General features: G+C 61.3%; 12 protein-coding genes and 4 tRNA genes. 3 read left to right on the forward strand and 13 right to left on the reverse strand.

Going from position 1 to position 17,298, the window contains the following annotated elements; genetic code table 11:
* Window positions 1-11 precede the first annotated feature (11 nt).
* The 3 genes from OW493_RS12840 to OW493_RS12850 form a co-directional block, all read right to left on the reverse strand.
* Entirely contained in the window at window positions 12-1,268 is a 1,257-nt protein-coding gene (locus OW493_RS12840; RefSeq protein WP_289864353.1) for a CobW family GTP-binding protein, read from the reverse strand.
* 211 nt (window positions 1,269-1,479) lie between these two features.
* On the reverse strand, window positions 1,480-2,631 hold the full coding sequence (locus tag OW493_RS12845) for an iron-containing alcohol dehydrogenase (RefSeq protein ID WP_084208106.1): 1,152 nt from the start codon (window positions 2,629-2,631) through the stop codon (window positions 1,480-1,482).
* 342 nt (window positions 2,632-2,973) lie between these two features.
* Window positions 2,974-3,972 carry an NADP-dependent oxidoreductase gene (locus OW493_RS12850; protein WP_077374747.1) on the reverse strand — a complete coding sequence of 333 codons (999 nt, stop codon included), beginning with the start codon at window positions 3,970-3,972 and terminating at the stop codon, window positions 2,974-2,976.
* Between the two features lie 263 nt (window positions 3,973-4,235).
* Between OW493_RS12850 and OW493_RS12855 the strand changes: the two genes are divergently transcribed.
* Window positions 4,236-5,192, forward strand: a complete 957-nt coding sequence (locus OW493_RS12855; RefSeq protein ID WP_279874577.1) for a LysR family transcriptional regulator — start codon at window positions 4,236-4,238, stop codon at window positions 5,190-5,192.
* A gap of 191 nt (window positions 5,193-5,383) precedes the next feature.
* Here the strand turns inward: OW493_RS12855 and OW493_RS12860 are convergent, their stop codons facing one another.
* From OW493_RS12860 to OW493_RS12905, 10 genes are all read right to left on the reverse strand, one after another.
* Complete coding sequence (locus tag OW493_RS12860) at window positions 5,384-7,198, reverse strand: SurA N-terminal domain-containing protein (RefSeq protein WP_289864354.1); 1,815 nt, start codon at window positions 7,196-7,198, stop codon at window positions 5,384-5,386.
* Between the two features lie 259 nt (window positions 7,199-7,457).
* Complete coding sequence (locus tag OW493_RS12865; RefSeq protein ID WP_065392603.1) at window positions 7,458-7,730, reverse strand: HU family DNA-binding protein; 273 nt, start codon at window positions 7,728-7,730, stop codon at window positions 7,458-7,460.
* Window positions 7,731-7,908: 178 nt separating this feature from the next.
* Window positions 7,909-10,317, reverse strand: coding sequence for an endopeptidase La (lon, locus tag OW493_RS12870; protein WP_084208104.1), 2,409 nt, complete (start codon window positions 10,315-10,317; stop codon window positions 7,909-7,911).
* 234 nt (window positions 10,318-10,551) lie between these two features.
* A complete protein-coding gene (gene clpX, locus OW493_RS12875) occupies window positions 10,552-11,844 on the reverse strand; it encodes an ATP-dependent Clp protease ATP-binding subunit ClpX (protein WP_077374762.1) in 1,293 nt (430 codons plus the stop codon).
* A gap of 84 nt (window positions 11,845-11,928) precedes the next feature.
* Window positions 11,929-12,549, reverse strand: a complete 621-nt coding sequence (gene clpP, locus OW493_RS12880) for an ATP-dependent Clp endopeptidase proteolytic subunit ClpP (protein ID WP_065392597.1) — start codon at window positions 12,547-12,549, stop codon at window positions 11,929-11,931.
* Window positions 12,550-12,685: 136 nt separating this feature from the next.
* Window positions 12,686-14,035 carry a trigger factor gene (gene tig, locus OW493_RS12885; protein WP_077374765.1) on the reverse strand — a complete coding sequence of 450 codons (1,350 nt, stop codon included), beginning with the start codon at window positions 14,033-14,035 and terminating at the stop codon, window positions 12,686-12,688.
* A gap of 314 nt (window positions 14,036-14,349) precedes the next feature.
* Window positions 14,350-14,424, reverse strand: a tRNA-His gene (locus OW493_RS12890).
* Window positions 14,425-14,492: 68 nt separating this feature from the next.
* Window positions 14,493-14,567: transfer RNA gene (locus OW493_RS12895), tRNA-His, on the reverse strand.
* Window positions 14,568-14,660: 93 nt separating this feature from the next.
* Window positions 14,661-14,737, reverse strand: a tRNA-Arg gene (locus OW493_RS12900).
* Window positions 14,738-14,824: 87 nt separating this feature from the next.
* A tRNA-Pro gene (locus tag OW493_RS12905) sits at window positions 14,825-14,901 on the reverse strand.
* Window positions 14,902-15,570: 669 nt separating this feature from the next.
* On the opposite strand from OW493_RS12905, the gene folD reads away from it, so the two are divergent.
* On the forward strand, window positions 15,571-16,440 hold the full coding sequence (gene folD, locus OW493_RS12910) for a bifunctional methylenetetrahydrofolate dehydrogenase/methenyltetrahydrofolate cyclohydrolase FolD (RefSeq protein ID WP_289864355.1): 870 nt from the start codon (window positions 15,571-15,573) through the stop codon (window positions 16,438-16,440).
* Window positions 16,441-16,519: 79 nt separating this feature from the next.
* Window positions 16,520-17,230, forward strand: coding sequence for a 5'-methylthioadenosine/S-adenosylhomocysteine nucleosidase (gene mtnN, locus OW493_RS12915; protein WP_077375597.1), 711 nt, complete (start codon window positions 16,520-16,522; stop codon window positions 17,228-17,230).
* Window positions 17,231-17,298 lie beyond the last annotated feature (68 nt).

Here is a 17,298-nt window from a genome sequence, read left to right on the forward strand (position 1 = left end):
TAGATCTCAGCTCACTCGCCGAAGAAATTGAAGGGCCTGGCGGCACCCTCGCTGCGACAGGCCAGCAAGGCGGCATTCAGCTGACGGGAATCCGCCAGCGGCAACGCAGTCGCCCTCCCCTCCTGCCCCTGCTGCTCCAGCGGCGCGATCAACTCGAGTCGTGAGTCCTCGCGCCAGCTGGAAGGCGCAAGTTCGGCTCGTCCCTTGGCACGGTTATAGCTGCGCCAGCCTTCCGTCGTGTGAAAGATGCCCTTCACCCGCCAGTCGCGCGGCAGTCCATCCAGCCACCGGGTCAGCTGATCAAGATCGAACACCTCGCCCGCCACGATTCGCCATCCCAGACTGGCATGCTCAAGCCCTTCGGCCTGCTCGATCACCGGTGCGCCGGGCAATGGCATCACGCCTGAGGCTGACGTCTTTTCACTGGTGGAAGTCTCCTGCGCCAGACGCGCCCTATCCCGCGCAGCGCGATGGGCAGCCGGCATGCTGATCTCGGGCTGGTTCTCACGATCTTCGCTGACGTGATGGGCGTCGCTGGCGTGCAAGCCGCCCTGGCGATGGGATTCACGCCCTGCTGGCAGCAGCCAATCGATCAGCGCGACCTCCTGACCGTCCATGCGTGCCTGGGCCGGCTGACTTTCGCCGTCGGCTCTGCCCAGCTCACCCACCCAGCGCTTGCGCGGCCACATCCCTTCCAGAAACTCATGCGCGGCCGCCAGCTGCTCATCAGTCGCCAGATCCCGCTTGCTGAGCACCACGCCCCCCGCCAGCGTCAGCTGATCCTGGAAGGTGCCGTGTTCACGCGTGCGGGTATCGTCCAGTGCACGCGGGTCCAGCAGGGTGATGACCTCCTCGAGCTCAAGCGCGGAGGCCAGCCCTTCACTGCGCAGTACATCGATCAACCCTGCGGGATGTCCCAGCCCCGAGGGCTCGATGATCAGACGATCAGGACGGGTCTGATGGATCAGGCTGACCAGTCCCGCCTGCAGCACGAAGGCCAGCTGACAGCACAGGCACCCGCCGGGCAGCCCCTTGACGCTGACATCCTCGCGTCCGGCAAACAGCGCCTGATCGATCCCTACCTGCCCGAATTCATTGACCAGGATCGCCCAATGCTCATCCGCCGGCTTGGCCGCGACCAGTGCCTGGATGAAGCTGCTCTTGCCGGTTCCCAGAAAGCCGGTGATCAGATGCACCGGTATCCGCGTGTGGCGTGCTAAATCCGTCGAGGCGTCGCCGGTATCGGCGCCGCGTGAAGCCAGAGACATGCTGAATTCTCCGCAGGATGAAGGCGTGCAAAAGGTTATAGAGTAACAAAATAAACCCGGCGACGACGTCTCGTGAAGCGAATCCTGCCTTGCGACATGACGCAATCCGGCAATCGGCAAGCCGCCGCCAAGGGGACATACGCAAAACCCCTCGCCACCAGAGGTGACGAGGGGTTTCAGGCTTGCCTTGCGCCCTGACTGACGTGCGTGATCAGGCAGCGCGGGTCAGGATACGACGCGCCACGTCCGGCGTGATGTCACCGTGCTCGCCGATGGCAGTGAAGCCATGACGTGCCAGGTTGTCGACCAGCTGGTCGATGCTGTCGGCACCGATGCCGGCTTCGCTCAACGATACCGGCGCGCCCATGCGGGTGAAGAATTCACGCGTCTTGTCGATGGCAGCGCGGGCGACGCTTTCGTCATCACCGTCCAGTCCCCAGACACGACGACCATACTGCGCCAGCTTGGCACGCTTGGCCTCGAACATTTCTTCCCACAGTGCCGGCATCACGATGGTCAGGGTGCGGCCATGATCGACACCGTGCAGTGCGGTGATCTCGTGACCGATCATGTGCGTGGCCCAGTCCTGCGGCACACCACGCCCGATCAGCCCGTTGAGGCCCAGGTTGGCGGCCCACATGATGTTGGCGCGCACGGCCAGGTCATCCGGCTGGCTCAGTACCTTGGGGCCTTCCTCGATCAAGGTCAGCAACAGACCCTCGGAGAAGCGATCCTGGACCGGCGCGTTGACCGGGTAGGTCAAATACTGCTCGCTGACGTGCACGAAGGCATCGACGACACCGTTGACGCTCTGGCGCTCCGGCAGGGTCAGGGTGGTGGCCGGGTCCAGCACCGCGAAGCGCGGGTAGGCCAGTTCGCTGAACATCGGCAGCTTGTCGTGGGTCTCGTAATTGGTGACCACGGCATTGCCGTTGGACTCGGAGCCAGTGGCCGGCAGGGTCAGCACCACTCCCAGCGGCAATGCCGTCTCGGGATGCTTGCCTTCGGCGAGAATCTCCCACGGATCACCAGCGTGACAGGCGGCCAGCGCGAGGAACTTGCTGCCATCGGCGACGCTGCCTCCCCCGACTGCCAGCAGATAATCGACCTTCTCGCGCTTGATGACCTCCAGCGCTTCCAGCAGGGTGTGATAGCTCGGATTCGGCTCGATGCCGCCGAAGCTCCACCACTGATGGCCCTCCAGTGCCGCTTCCACCTGATCCATCACGCCGTTCTTCTTGATGGAGCCACCCCCATAGGTGACCAGCACGCGGGCATCGGCGGGAATCTCGTCACGCACCTTGGCGATCTGACCGGCACCGAAGTGCACGCGGGTCGGGTTCTGATAGGTAAAGTCCTGCATGATGCTCTCCTCGCAGAGTCAGGGGCGGCACGGCGGCAATGCAGAACGCCGCCATGATCAGGCGCCACCTGACACAGGGTGTCGCGTGAGGGCCTGGTGACACGAAAACGAAATGAAGACGTCACCACCCCACGAATGTTGCGCACATTCTAGAGCAGCATCTACGACGAAAGTAGAGCACAGTGCGCACGTCTTTGGTTCGTGTGAATCACCAATCGCGTCGCGACGTGACAGCTTCTCACAAACGCGAAAGGCTCGCCGTGGCGAGCCTTTCGTGATTGCCTGAGCACCGCGCGTACGCGAGGCGTCAGGTGTTCGGGGCTTCAGTGCTGCCGTCTCAGGTTACAGACGTACCAGCATCTTGCCCTTGTTGGCGCCTGTGAACAGCTTGAGGAAGGCGTCCGGCGTCTGTTCCAGTCCCTCTTCCACCGTCTCTTCGTAGTCGATATCGCCCTTGGCGACCTGCGGCCCCACTTCCTCGAGGAAGCGGCTGTAGTTGTCCCAGTGGTCAAAGACGATGAAGCCCTGCATGCGCGCCCGGCGAATCAGGATCATCGAGATATTGGAGGGGCCCGCCGCCACCTCGGTATCGTTGTAGCTGGAGATCATGCCGCAGACGGCGATGCGTGCACCGACGTTCAGGTTGTTGAGCGCCGCCACCAGGCAGTCACCACCGACGTTCTCGTAGTAGACATCGAAACCGTCCGGGCAGGCCTCCTTGAGCGCTTTCGTCAGCTGCTCTGCGTCCTTGCCCTTGTAGCTGACCGCCTTGACGCCGCGCGCCTCCAGCCAATCCAGTTTCTCCTGGCTGCCGGCGATGCCGACGACAGTCCCGCCCTTGGCTTTGGCCAGCTGCACGGCGAGCGAGCCGACCGCACCGGAGGCCGCGCTGACCAGCACGTTGTCGCCCTCTTTCATCTCGGCGATGATGTTCAGACCGGTCCAGGCTGTCATGCCCGGCATGCCCAGCACGCCCAGGTAGGCCTGCTCCGGCACGTCGATGCTCGGCAGCGGCTCGACCTGGTCGCCAGACAGCTGCGCGATATCACGCCAGCCGCCCATGTGACGCACCTTGTCGCCGGTCTTGAAGCGAGAGTCGCGTGACTCGATCACCTCACCGACTGCCGCACCCTGCAGCGGCTCATTGAGCTCGAAGGGGTCAATATAGGTCTTGGCGCCACTCATGCGGCCACGCATGTAGGGATCGACGGACAACCAGCGGTTGCGAATGCGCACTTCCCCTTCGCCAAGCTCGCTCAGCGCCTCTTCACGCAAGGTGAACAGGTCGCGTTCCGGAGTGCCTTTCGGATAGTCGGTGATCGTGTAATAGCGTGTCTGCATGAAATGCTCCTTGCGAATGATCTGGTCAAACGTCACGTGATCAGAATCGTCATCAGGCAGGTGGCCCGAGGCCTTGACCGTGTGACGACAGGTCGCCGCAATCGTTCCCCGGCGACGAAGTTCCACCAGATTACTCGCGCTCCCGATATCACACCAATGACAGAAACTGAATTCCGGTATGCATGAGACTGATATCATGCGTGGTTGAAAATACGCACCTTCATCCCCGTCCGGGGCCTCTTCACCACCGGAAACTTCCCGCCATGCATCTGGCTGAACTCGCTCGCCATGACCTCAACACGCTGGTTGCGCTGCATGCGTTGCTGGAAACGCGCAGCGTGTCTCGGGCCGCGGAGCGCCTCAACCTGAGTCAACCTGCCGTTTCACGTACCCTGGCTCGGCTGCGCGAGGCCTTTGACGATCCCCTGTTCGTACGTGCGCAACGCGGCCTGCGCCCCACGGCACGTGCCGAGGCGCTCAGACAGCCTCTCGCGCGCCTGCTCCAGGAGCTGGGCGCACTGCTGGCACCCCCCGAATTCTCGCCAGCCGACAGCCAACGCCGCTTCCAGCTGGCCACCACCGACTATGGCATGCACGCCTTCGTGGCACCGCAGATAGCGCCGCTGCATGACCAGGCACCCGGCATCCGACTGGACATCCAGGCCTATGGTGGCAATGTCGAACAACAGCTGGAGGAAGGGGGGCCGGAGCTTGCGATGTGCGTGCCCACCGCCAAGGTGCCGGCCGGCGTGCATGGGCGCGAGATCGGGGATGACCAGTTCGTCTGCGTGATGCGCAAGGACCACCCGCTGGCAGCGAAGGAGACATTGAGTCTGGAGGACTTCGTCGCCGCCAGCCATCAATTGATCAGCATGGGCGGTGATGAGCGTGGTGCGGTGGATCTCAAGCTGGCGGAGCTGGGCTTGAGTCGGCAGGTCGTCATGCGCCAGCCCCACTTCCTGGCCGCCTTCAGTGTCACCTGCCATAGCGATCTGCTGCTATGCGTTCCGGGCTGCCTGGCCATCAGCATGCTGGATCAGCTACCGCTGGTGCTGCGCCCGCTGCCCATCGCCATCAAACGCTTCTCCTACTGGCTGGTGTGGCACGAACGCCTGCATCATGACGCCGGGCATCGCTGGCTGCGTCAATCTCTCTCGACAGGCATTCAAGCCCGCCACCGCGAACTCTCCCATCGGCTGCGTCAACGCCTCACGCCGTGACACTGTCGTGACAGCGGGGATGTGCGCAGGATTGACTCGACACTGCACCAGAAATTGCCCCGACACTGAACCAAAAAAAGACCGCCACCCCATTGGGTGGCGGTCTCTGGTGGCAGAGGTCAGGACGTGATTCTGAAGGGAAGCGATGCCTCGAGTGAGACGTGACGATACTCACGTCCGTTGCTCCGTGCTCACTTGCGCTCGATATCGGCACTCTCGCGCAAGGATTCCTGCAGCCCCTCGACGGCTGACTGGGCCTGCAGGCGCATCGCCAGACGCGACAGGAACTGATCCATGTCACCCGGCTCGGCCTCTCCTACATCGGTCAACGCGATCAGGGCGATGCCGCCCTTGAGGGCTGCCTTGCCATACACCGGCTGGTCTGCCTCGGGATGCGGCAGCGCGAAGGCCTGCTTGACCAGATTCTCAGGCAGCTGGGAATCTCCCTGACGGCTGACGTCGTCTGCGTCGCGCCAGTCGATCCCTTCCAGCGACTTGCCTTCACGCAGCGCCTCGATGCGCGTCTGTGCCAATGCCTCAAGCGCCTTGGCGGTCTTGTCCGCCTTGGCTTCACGCTGCACCTGCTGCTTGACCTCGTCGAGGGCCAGCGTGGTGGCCGGACGCTGCTCGAGCACGCGCAGCACCAGACGGCGACTGTCGTCGAGTTCGATCACATCGCTGTTGTAGCCTTCCTTGAGCACTTCGTCATCGAAGGCAGCCGCCATCACGCCCGGCTCGGACAGCAGTTCGTCGTCATTCTCCTGTGCCACCCAGTCGGTCTTCTCCAGCGGAAGATCCAGATCCTCGGCAACGCTGGCCAGATCATCCGCCGCGAAGCTTTCATCCTTGAGCTGCTGCGCCTTCTCATTGAAGGTGTCACGCGAGGCTGACTTGCGCGCCTGGGTGAGCAGTTCATCACGCATTTCGTCGAACGGCGCGATATCGAGCCCGGTCACCTTGATCAGGTGCAGGCTGTCGCCGGTATCGACGATGTCCGAGACCTGCCCTTCATCCAGCGCGAAGGCAGCGTCATCGAAGTCTTCGCCGAAGATACCGCGGGTGATCACGCCCAGCTCACCGCCATCCTCGGCCGTGGAGCTGTCTTCGGAGACCTCGGCCGCCACCTTGGCGAAGTCTTCGCCGTTGGCGAGTGCGTCACGTGCGCCTTCGAGCTTGGCACGCGCAGCCGCCACATCATCGCCCTTCTCGACCATGATGTGCGCGATCTCGCGCGGTGCATCGGCACGCTTGGCGGCATATTCGGCCTTGAGCGTGTCCTCACTGATCTCGCCGCCGTCGGCCAGCTCATTCTGATCCAGCAGCACATAGGCCAGCTTGACCTGAGCCGGACGCCGATAGTTGTCCTGATGGCTGTCATACCAGGCGGTCAGCTCATCCTCGTTCAGGGTGACCGGCGACTCGAGGTCGGCCTGACTCAGGGTGGCGTAACGGAAACTGCGCGTCTGACGCTGAAGCTGGCTGAGCTTCTCTTCTTCGCCCGGCAGCACGAAGGCACTGGCGGCAAAGCCATCGGTCAGCTGCTGACGCAGGGTGTCGCTGCGCAACTGCTCGCGGAAGGACGTCGGCGAGTAGCCGGCGCTGGCCAGACGATTGCGGAAGACGTCGGCGTCAAAGCGGCCCTGGTCATCCTGGAATTCCGGGAAGCTGACGATCAGTTGATCGAGCTGTTGTTCTGAGAGGTGCAATCCACCCTCTTCGGCGTACTGGTCCAGCAGACGGGAATCGATCATCTGGGTGATGATCTGATTGCGTGCCTCACGCTCCTGTTCGGGAGCGACCTGTCCGGAACGGATGGCACGTTGCACTTCGGTCTCAACTGACTGACGGCTGATCTTGTCGCCATTGACGCTGGCGATCTCATCACTGCTGCCAGTGAAGGCACCAATGATCGACTCAACGCCGAAGAAGGCAAAGGTGACGACGATAAAGCCAACGATCGTCTTGGCCACCCAGCCATGCGACCGGTCTCGAATTCGTTGCAGCATGCGGGCCTCGAGCTACAGGGAAGGAAATGGCCTCTAGGGCCGCGAATCAGTGACTGTTGATTATACGCATGACGCCGACAGATGCAGGTGCCTTTGGTAGCGTCAGAAGCAGGGTCACCGCAGATTGCCCATGATATCAGTCACAAAAAAAGCGCATCGCCAGGCGATGCGCTTCGATTTCCTGGTGCCGACCTGACAGACAACGACGTCCTGACAGGGCGGCACCACGTCACCGGGTACCTGCAAGAGCAGGCAGACCTCAGTTGACGGCGTCTTTCAGTGCCTTGCCAGCCTTGAAGCTCGGCACCTTGGCAGCACTGATTTCGATCGGATCGCCAGTCTGCGGGTTACGGCCAGTACGAGCAGCGCGCTCCTTGACAGTAAAGGTGCCGAACCCGACCAGTGCCACGGTCTCACCTTTCTTCAGGCTATCAGTGACGGTGTCGACCATCGCATCGAGTGCACGGCTAGCTGCTGCTTTCGGAATATCGGCAGATGCAGCAATGGCTTCGATCAGCTCGGATTTATTCACTCTTCACCCCTTGAATTTGCAAAAAAATTACCAGAAATCAGCGCGAAAATTACGGGTGCTAAACGCGATCGCGACGAAGCGGAGTTTATAGCAACGCCCTCAAACGACTGTCAAGCAACCTCACGCGCAAAACCGCACCACGCCGCCGTTTCGACAACGGCATGGCCAGAAATATCCATCAATGTGTACTGATGACTGACTGACGACCACTGGCATCGTCCTGTCGAGATTCATCCGGCTCACTTGAAGACTTTTCCGCCAGAGCCACCTCAAGAACTTCATCGATCCAACGCACGGGGCGAATGTCCAATGCATCCTTGATGGTGTCCGGGACCTCCTTGAGATCACGGCGATTCTCTTCGGGAATCAATACGAGCTTTATACCACCGCGTCGCGCTGCCAGCAATTTCTCCTTGAGGCCGCCGATCGGCATGACTTCGCCGCGCAGGTTGACCTCACCGGTCATCGCCACATCACAGCGCACGGGGCGCCCACAGTAAGCGGACACCATCGCGGTGACCATGGCAGCCCCCGCACTGGGGCCGTCCTTCGGCGTGGCACCTTCCGGCACGTGAATGTGCAGGTCTTCCTTCTCGAAGCGTTCAGCCTCGATACCGAAGGACTCGGCGCGTGCGCGCACGACGGTATGCGCTGCACTGACCGACTCCTTCATCACGTCGCCCAGCGAGCCTGTCTTGCTGACACGGCCCTTGCCGGGCGTGACCACCGACTCGATGGTCAGCAGCTCACCGCCGACGGACGTCCAGGCCAGACCCGTCACGCGCCCGATCTGGTCCTCGGCATCCGCGAGACCGAAGCTGTACTTGCGGACACCCGCGTAATGCTCGACCTGCTCGGCCTCGAGGTGCATGGAAGACAGCGCACCTTCCTTGGCCTCGGCGACCACGCGCTCGCGCACGATCTTGCGGCAGACCTTGGCGATCTGGCGTTCCAGCTCACGCACACCGGCTTCACGCGAATAGTAACGAATCAGCTCGAGCACGGAGGCTTCACTGAAGGTCAGCTCGCCCGGCTTCAGGCCATTGGCCTTGAGCTGCTTGGGGGCCAGGTAGCGCATCGCGATGGCCAGCTTCTCGTCTTCGGTGTACCCCGGCAGACGGATGATCTCCATGCGATCACGCAGCGGCCCCGGAATGTTCATCGAGTTCGAGGTACAGATGAACAGGGTCTCGGACAGATCGTAATCCAGTTCGAGGTAGTGATCGGCGAACTTGTCGTTCTGCTCCGGGTCCAGCACCTCAAGCAGCGCCGAGGCCGGATCACCACGGTGATCCATGCCCAGCTTGTCGATCTCGTCGAGCAGCACCAGCGGATTCTTGACGCCGGTCTTGGTCATGCGCTGGATGATCTTGCCCGGCAAGGCGCCGATGTAGGTGCGACGGTGGCCACGGATCTCGGATTCATCCCGCACGCCACCCAGCGCCATGCGAGTGTACTGGCGATTGGTGGCGCGAGCGATGGACTTGCCCAGCGACGTCTTGCCGACACCCGGCGGTCCTACCAGACACAGCACCGGCCCCTTGAGCTTCTTGACGCGCTTCTGCACGGCGAGATACTCGAGGATGCGTTCCTTGACCTCGTCGAGACCGTAGTGGTCCTCATCGAGCACCCTGGCGGCGTGATCAATGTCGTGACGCACGCGGGTGCGCTTCTTCCACGGCACGTCGCACAGCCAGTCCAGGTAGGTGCGCACCACGGTCGCCTCGGCGGACGTCGGGCCCATCATCTTGAGCTTGTTGAGCTCCTGATTGGCCTTTTCCTCGGCGTCCTTGGGCATGCCGGCGTCCTTGATGCGACGCTCATACTGCTCGACCTCATTGGGCACGTCATCCAGCTCACCCATCTCCTTCTGGATGGCCTTCATCTGCTCATTGAGATAGTACTCGCGCTGCGACTTCTCCATCTGCTCCTTGACGCGGGTACGAATGCGCTTCTCGACCTGCAGCAGGTCGATCTCGGCTTCGATCAGCGTCATCAGGTGCTCGATGCGGTCGCGCACCTTGTCCATCTCGAGCAGCGCCTGCTTGTCATCGATGCCCAGTGACAGGTGGGCACTGATGGTATCCACCAGGCGACTCGGGTCCTCGATGCCCTGCAGGCTGCCCAGCACTTCATTGGGCACCTTCTTGGACAGCTTGACGTACTGCTCGAACTGGTTGAGCAGAACGCGTACCAGGGTCTCCTGCTCGCGCTCGGACAGCGGCTGGCTGTCACGCAGCACGACATCGGCGATGCTGTGACCGTCGTCATGCAGACGAATCGCCTGGATATCGGCGCGTGAGCTGCCCTCGATGAGCACCTTGACGGTACCATCGGGAAGCTTGAGCAACTGCATGATGTCGGCGACGGTCCCGATCGCGAAGAGATCCTCGGCAGTCGGGTCGTCCTGGCTGGCTTCACGCTGTGCCGCAAGCAGGATCTTCTTGTCGCCTTCCATGGCCACTTCGAGGGCCTGGATCGACTTTTCCCGGCCGACGAACAGCGGAATCACCATCTGGGGATAGACCACCACATCCCGCAGCGGCAGCAGCGGAAGTGTCAGGGTCTGATCATCGTTCTGCTCCATGGCAGACGTTCCTCGGTATTCTGTGGGTGGGCCGCCTCACACGGCTCTCTGATACAGAGACCATGGGGGCAAGGTCATGATTTTGCAATGATCCTGAGACGCATGGGCGGTAACTCAACGCTGAATGAAGCCGCACGCGAGTCATGAGGAACATTGCCAGAGAGGCGAGTGACGAAGGCAAACGCAACGGGGGGCCTTGCGGCCCCCCGTTGGTGCGACTCAGGCCTGGACGCTTCAGCCGTCCTTGCCGGCCACCTTGCCCTGACTCTTCTCTTCGCTCTGGGAGTAGATCAGCAGCGGCTTGCTGTCGCCGGCAATCACTGACTCATCCACTACCACCTTGCTGACATTCTCTTCCGAGGGAATGTCATACATGGTATCGAGCAGCACGCCCTCGAGAATCGAGCGCAGACCACGTGCGCCGGTACGACGCTCGATGGCCTTGCGAGCCACGGCACGCAGTGCGTCTTCACGCAGGTCCAGCTCGACATCTTCCATCTCGAACAGGCGCGAGTACTGCTTGACCAGCGAGTTCTTCGGCTCGGTCAGGATCTGTACCAGCGCGTCCTCGTCCAGCTCGGTCAATGTCGCGATGACCGGCAGACGCCCGACGAACTCGGGGATGAGACCGAACTTGACCAGATCACTCGGCTCGACATCCGCCAGTACGCGACCAACCGTCTTCTCGTCCTGCTTGCTCTTGACCTCGGCATTGAAGCCGATGCCACCCTTCTCGGCGCGCTCACGGATCACCTTGTCCAGACCGGCGAATGCACCGCCGACGATGAACAGGATGTTGGCCGTGTTGACCTGCAGGAACTCCTGCTGAGGATGCTTGCGCCCGCCCTGCGGCGGCACCGAGGCAGTGGTGCCCTCGATCAGCTTCAGCAGTGCCTGCTGCACACCTTCACCCGAGACATCACGGGTGATGGAAGGGTTGTCAGACTTGCGGGAGATCTTGTCGATCTCATCGATGTAGACAATGCCGCGTTCGGCCTTCTCGACATCGTAATCGCACTTCTGCAACAGCTTCTGGATGATGTTCTCGACATCCTCACCGACGTAACCCGCTTCGGTCAGGGTGGTCGCATCCGCGATGGTGAAGGGAACGTTCAACAGGCGTGCCAGCGTCTCGGCCAGCAGCGTCTTGCCGCTACCGGTCGGGCCGATGAGCAGAATGTTGGACTTGCCCAGTTCCACTTCGTCCGCTGCCTTCTGACCGGCACGCAGACGCTTGTAGTGGTTGTACACCGCGACGGACAACACGCGCTTGGCGCGGTCCTGACCGATCACGTAGTCGTCGAGAGTCGAGCGAATCTCACGCGGCGCCGGCAGGCGATCATCATCACCTTCGGCGTCGGCTTCGAGGACCTCTTCGCGAATGATGTCATTGCACAGATCGACACATTCGTCGCAGATGTAGACGGAAGGTCCCGCGATCAGCTTGCGCACTTCATTCTGATTCTTGCCACAGAAGGAGCAGTACAGCAGTTTGCCGTTCTCGTCCTTGCCTTTGCCGTCAGCCATTCGCGTACCTCTCAATGGCGGTGACTCCCCGGGGAGTCACCGGAAATGCATGTTTACCGACGTCAGGTCAGCCGTGTGCGTGGATCATTCCACGTCCGGACGGCGTTCCAGCACGGCGTCGATCAGGCCGTACTCCATCGCCTGATTGGCGGCCATGAAGTTGTCACGGTCCGTATCGTTGGCGATGGTGTCGAAGTCCTGACCCGTATGATGCGCGAGAATGCGGTTCAGCTTCTCGCGAATGGTCAGGATTTCCTTGGTGTGGATCTCGATGTCCGTTGCCTGGCCCTGGTAGCCACCCAGCGGCTGGTGAATCATCACACGAGAATTGGGCAGCGCGTAACGCTTGTCAGCGGCACCGCCTGCCAGCAACAGTGCCCCCATGCTGGCCGCCTGGCCGATGCATACGGTGGACACGTCGGGCTTGATGAACTGCATGGTGTCGTAGATCGCCATCCCTGCAGTCACGGAGCCACCCGGCGAGTTGATGTACAGATGGATGTCCTTGTCCGGGTTTTCAGACTCGAGGAACAACAGCTGAGCCACGACCAGATTGGCCATGTAATCCTCAACCGGGCCCACAAGGAAGATCACCCGTTCCTTCAGCAGGCGGGAATAGATGTCATAGGCCCGTTCGCCGCGAGCATTCTGCTCGACAACCATCGGAACCAGACCGCCTGCATTCTTGATGTCGAAGTCGTTCATGGGGGCTTCCTTCATCCGATGACATTGATATCCATTGAGCATGCCACTTTACCCTGCCCACTGACCAGAGACCCGGCCGTAGCCGGGTCCTGGAATCACATGCAGAAAGTCAGCACGCTAGGTCAGCAGACAGGTATCAGGCCTGCTCTTCTGCTTCTGCCGCTTCTTCTTCGGCTTCTTCCTGCTGCTGTGCTGCCTGCAGGGCTTCCTGGTAGGACATGGTAACGTCCTTAACCTGAGCCTGTGTCAGCAGCTTGTCAACGGCCTTCTCTTCGAGCAGGACGGACTTGAGCTGGTTGCGAGCCTGTTCGTTGGAACCATAGTACTCGGTGACCTGAGCCGGATCCTGATACTGCTGGGCCATTTCTTCAACGCGAGCGTTGAGCTCTTCGTCGCTGACGTCCATCTCGTTGCTGCTGACGACTTCGCTGAGCAGCAGGCCAGTCTTGACGCGCTGGACGGCCTGGTCCTGGAACAGCTCACCCGGCAGCTGGGAGACGTCGAAGTCTTCGCCCAGACCGAACTGCTGTGCTGCCTGACGCTTCAGGCCGTCGATTTCCTGATCCGCCAGTGCCTGCGGAACGAGGATGTCATTGGCCTTGGTCAGCTCAGCCAGCACCTGCTGCTTGACGCGATTCTCGATCGCATTCTTCAGCTCGCGCTGCATGTTCTTCTTCACTTCCACCTTGAAGCTTTCGACATCGGCAGCTTCCAGGCCGAACTGGGCGATGAACTCTTCGTTCACTTCCGGCAGTTCCTGAGCCTTGACGGCGTGGACCTTGACCTTGAAGGTCGCTTCCTGACCGGCGAGGTGCTCGGCCTGGTAGTCAGCCGGGAAGGAAACCTTGATTTCCTTGTCGTCGCCAGCAGAAGCACCGACCAGCTGCTCTTCGAAGCCCGGGATGAAGCTGTTGGAACCCAGCACCAGCTCGTGGCCTTCAGCGCTGCCGCCTTCGAAGGCTTCTTCACCGAGGAAGCCTTCGAAATCGATCTTGACCTGGTCGCCGTCAGCGGCTGCGCGCTCGACGTCGGTCCAGGAGGCATTCTGCTTGCGCAGGGTCTCGATCATCTCTTCGACGTCGGCGTCGGTCACTTCGGCCTGCGGACGCTCGATTTCAGCGCCTTCGATCGGCTTCAGTTCGATTTCCGGGTAGATTTCCAGAGTCGCGACGAACTCCAGATCCTTGCCGGCTTCATCGACGGTGGCATCGATCTTCGGCCAGCCAGCCGGGTTCAGTTCGTTTTCGGTGACGGCGGTCACGTAATGCTGGCGCATGATCTCGCCAACGATCTCGTTGCGCACGTCCTTGCCGTAACGCTGTTGCACCACTGCCATCGGCACGTGGCCCTTGCGGAAGCCGTTCAGACGAACGGTCTTGGCGGTTTCCAGAAGACGGGCGTTGACGGCCTGGTCGACTTCAGAAGCCGGCACCGTGATGGTGACCTTGCGCTCGATCGGAGAAGTCGTTGCGACAGAAGCTTGCATGAAAGTTCCTCTACCCACTGGTGGCGTTCGAATCATAAAGGCGAAGATTGTAGAAACCCCGCCACGCGCTGGCAAGCGCGGATATGACCTGCCATATGGTGCCTTGGTCCAAGATATTCAAGGAGCCAGGCCTTTTTCTGCTCCGTCCTCCCGCCTGACAGGCGCATGGAGCGCCCGTCAACCCGGTCAGATCGCAGACGAAGCAGTGCGAAAAAACACGAAAAAAGGGGGAGAAAGCCATTGGCCTTCTCCCCCTTTTGCGGCATGCCGCCCGCCCAAGCGGGACAGGCAGCATCCTGATATTCATCGAGACGTGGGGTGGATGATGGGGTTCGAACCCACGACCACCGGAGTCACAATCCGGGGCTCTACCACTGAGCTACACCCACCACTTCTGGAGGTTGGACAGAAAGCCTGCCGTCTCCATCTCGTTGATACTGCTCAAGCTGACATGCAATGGGGTGGATGATGGGGTTCGAACCCACGACCACCGGAGTCACAATCCGGGGCTCTACCACTGAGCTACACCCACCACTGCATGAACACCTTCACATCGTCTGGTCGCCATCATCAGGCTCAATGAAGAGCAATCCGATTCCCATCATGACAACAATCGCTATCGTGATGGCACGCCCAGCAGGACTCGAACCTGCAACCTACGGCTTAGAAGGCCGTTGCTCTATCCGGTTGAGCTATAGGCGCAGAAACTGATGCTGCGAGTCAACCTCCGGACAAAGCCTTGAATGCGTGTCTCGAAAGACCGAAGTCTTGCGAGGTGCTGCATTCAAATGGTCGGGATAGAGGGATTCGAACCCCCGACATCCTGCTCCCAAAGCAGGCGCGCTACCAGACTGCGCTATATCCCGAAACCGTCTTCAACCGACCGTCGAACCCCGTCGATGCGAGGCGTATTCTACCGAACTTTCGTCTGCGGTCAAGCCCTTACGTGAATTCTTTCCAAAAGAATCGTTTCCCTTCCTGCTGTCACGCCACTGTCATGTCAGCATCCAGTGATACACGCGGGGTGCGCTACCACCGCCATACGGGCACCTCACTCTCGCCCCTACCCTGGCACCGGGCGAGATCAGTGACGACTCACTTCCACTGAGCGGCATCCGTGGCCCGACCATCGGGTCTGAGCTTCTCCTTCTCCTTCTCCTTCTCCTTCTCCTCGAAGCTGATCACGTCGATCGTCCTTTCTACCTCTACCTCTACCTCTACCTCTTTCTATTTCTCTTCCCCGATCAGGCATCTCACGAACGCCTCGTCTGACGGATCCCTGGAAAACTGACAGAAAGGTCTGACAGAGAGAACTGGCTGAGAGAACCGACAGCTGTGGTCTCACGACGTCGAGTTCCAGACTCGTGGGCAATCAGCACCGCTGCCTGCCCACGAGACGCCTCCAAAAGAGGCGATACTTGCACCTGCTTTCGACCAAGGTCGTCATTCGGCGTTGACTGCCAGACAGGGCATGCGAAAATTGTCCCCGGTTTCTCCCCTCCTGCATTTTTGCCTATGAGAAGGAATGATCGCTGATGGCAGCACAACTGATTGATGGCAAGGCCATTGCCGAACGCGTACGCCAACAGGTCGGCCGCCAGGTCGAAGCGCGCCGCGATGCCGGTGAACGAATCCCGGGGCTTGCCGTCGTGCTGGTCGGCGAAGACGCGGCATCCGAGGTCTATGTCCGCAACAAGCACCGCGCTTGCGAGAAGGCAGGCATCCTCTCCACCCAGCACCGTCTGCCTGCTGACACGACCCAACAGGAACTTGAGGCACTGGTCGACTCGCTGAATGACGATGCCAGCATTGATGGCATCCTGGTCCAGCTGCCGCTGCCGGAGCACCTCGACTCACGCCCGATCCTCGAACGGATCCGCACCGACAAGGATGTGGACGGCTTCCATCCCTACAACCTCGGTCGTCTGGCACAGCGCCTGCCGGTGATGCGTCCCTGCACGCCCAAGGGCATCATGACGCTGCTGTCCGAGAGCGGCCTGCAGGTGCGCGGCATGGACGCCACCATCGTCGGCGCGTCCAACATCGTCGGCCGCCCGATGGCGCTGGAGCTGATGCTGGCTGGCTGCACCACCACCGTCTGCCACCGCTTCACCAAGGACCTTGAGAGCAAGGTCCGCCAGGCGGACCTGGTCGTGGTCGGCGTGGGCAAGCCGGGCCTGGTCAAGGGGGAATGGATCAAGGACGGCGCCATCGTCATCGATGTGGGCATCAATCGCCTCGAGGACGGTTCGCTGGTCGGCGATGTGGAATTCGCGCCAGCCGCGGAGCGCGCCGGCTGGATCACGCCGGTCCCCGGCGGGGTAGGCCCGATGACCGTGGCCTCGCTGCTGGAGAACACCCTGTTCGCCGCCGAGCTGCACGACACGCGCCTCACCGCCGAGTAACCCCCTCGCCCTTCTCTCTAGCTCGTGATGGAGGCCCGACATGAACGGGCCTTCATCGCGTCTGACTCAGGATCGCATCATGACCCTCAAGACTCTTGGCATCATCGGCGCCATGGCCGAGGAAGTGGCCATTCTCGCCGAGCGCCTGGAAGACAGCACCACCAGCACCCACGCCGGCTCCACCTTCCACGTCGGCCAGCTGCACGGAATGAAGATCGTGCTGCTGCAATCCGGTATCGGCAAGGTGAATGCCGCCGTCGGTGCCTGCCAGATGATCGAGCGCTACCAGCCGGATGCCATCATCAATACCGGCTCGGCCGGTGGTTTCGCGTCTGATCTCGAGATCGGCGATGTGGTCATCTCCAGCGAAGTGCGCCATCACGATGTCGATGCCGTGGTCTTCGGCTATGAGCACGGACAGGTGCCGCAGATGCCGGCGGCCTACCCGTCAGCCCCTGAGCTGGTCAAGGTCGCGCGCGAGTGCGTCGAGGCCCAGGGAGAGATCAAGGCGCGTGAAGGCCTGATCTGCACCGGCGACATCTTCATGTCCGACCCGGAACTGGTCGCGCTGACCCGCTCACGCTTCCCGAGCATGCTGGCCGCCGAGATGGAAGCCGCCGCCATCGCCCAGACCTGCTACCTCTACGACATGCCGTTCGTGGTCATCCGTGCGCTGTCCGACATCGCCGGCAAGGACAACAACAGCCAGTCCTTCGAGGAATTCCTGCACGTGGCCGCACGCCAGTCCTCGCGCATGGTCGATGCCATGGTCAAGCGACTCGCCAGCTGATCGCAGACGGTTCGAAAGCGGTGCTGGTCGACAGCGCACAAAAAACCGCCGCCCCTCATGGGACGGCG

It is taken from the genome of Cobetia sp. 14N.309.X.WAT.E.A4, from assembly GCF_030397495.1.
Classification (GTDB): Bacteria; Pseudomonadota; Gammaproteobacteria; order Pseudomonadales; family Halomonadaceae; genus Cobetia; species Cobetia marina.

Coding starts and splice junctions, on each gene's coding strand:
- mtnN (WP_077375597.1), top strand. CDS start 16,520: ATGACCCTCAAGACTCTTGGCATCATCGGCGCCATGGCCGAGGAAGTG.
- OW493_RS12860 (WP_289864354.1), bottom strand. CDS start 7,198: ATGCTGCAACGAATTCGAGACCGGTCGCATGGCTGGGTGGCCAAGACG.
- folD (WP_289864355.1), top strand. CDS start 15,571: ATGGCAGCACAACTGATTGATGGCAAGGCCATTGCCGAACGCGTACGC.
- OW493_RS12855 (WP_279874577.1), top strand. CDS start 4,236: ATGCATCTGGCTGAACTCGCTCGCCATGACCTCAACACGCTGGTTGCG.
- OW493_RS12840 (WP_289864353.1), bottom strand. CDS start 1,268: ATGTCTCTGGCTTCACGCGGCGCCGATACCGGCGACGCCTCGACGGAT.
- OW493_RS12845 (WP_084208106.1), bottom strand. CDS start 2,631: ATGCAGGACTTTACCTATCAGAACCCGACCCGCGTGCACTTCGGTGCC.
- clpP (WP_065392597.1), bottom strand. CDS start 12,549: ATGAACGACTTCGACATCAAGAATGCAGGCGGTCTGGTTCCGATGGTT.
- OW493_RS12850 (WP_077374747.1), bottom strand. CDS start 3,972: ATGCAGACACGCTATTACACGATCACCGACTATCCGAAAGGCACTCCG.
- tig (WP_077374765.1), bottom strand. CDS start 14,035: ATGCAAGCTTCTGTCGCAACGACTTCTCCGATCGAGCGCAAGGTCACC.
- lon (WP_084208104.1), bottom strand. CDS start 10,317: ATGGAGCAGAACGATGATCAGACCCTGACACTTCCGCTGCTGCCGCTG.
- clpX (WP_077374762.1), bottom strand. CDS start 11,844: ATGGCTGACGGCAAAGGCAAGGACGAGAACGGCAAACTGCTGTACTGC.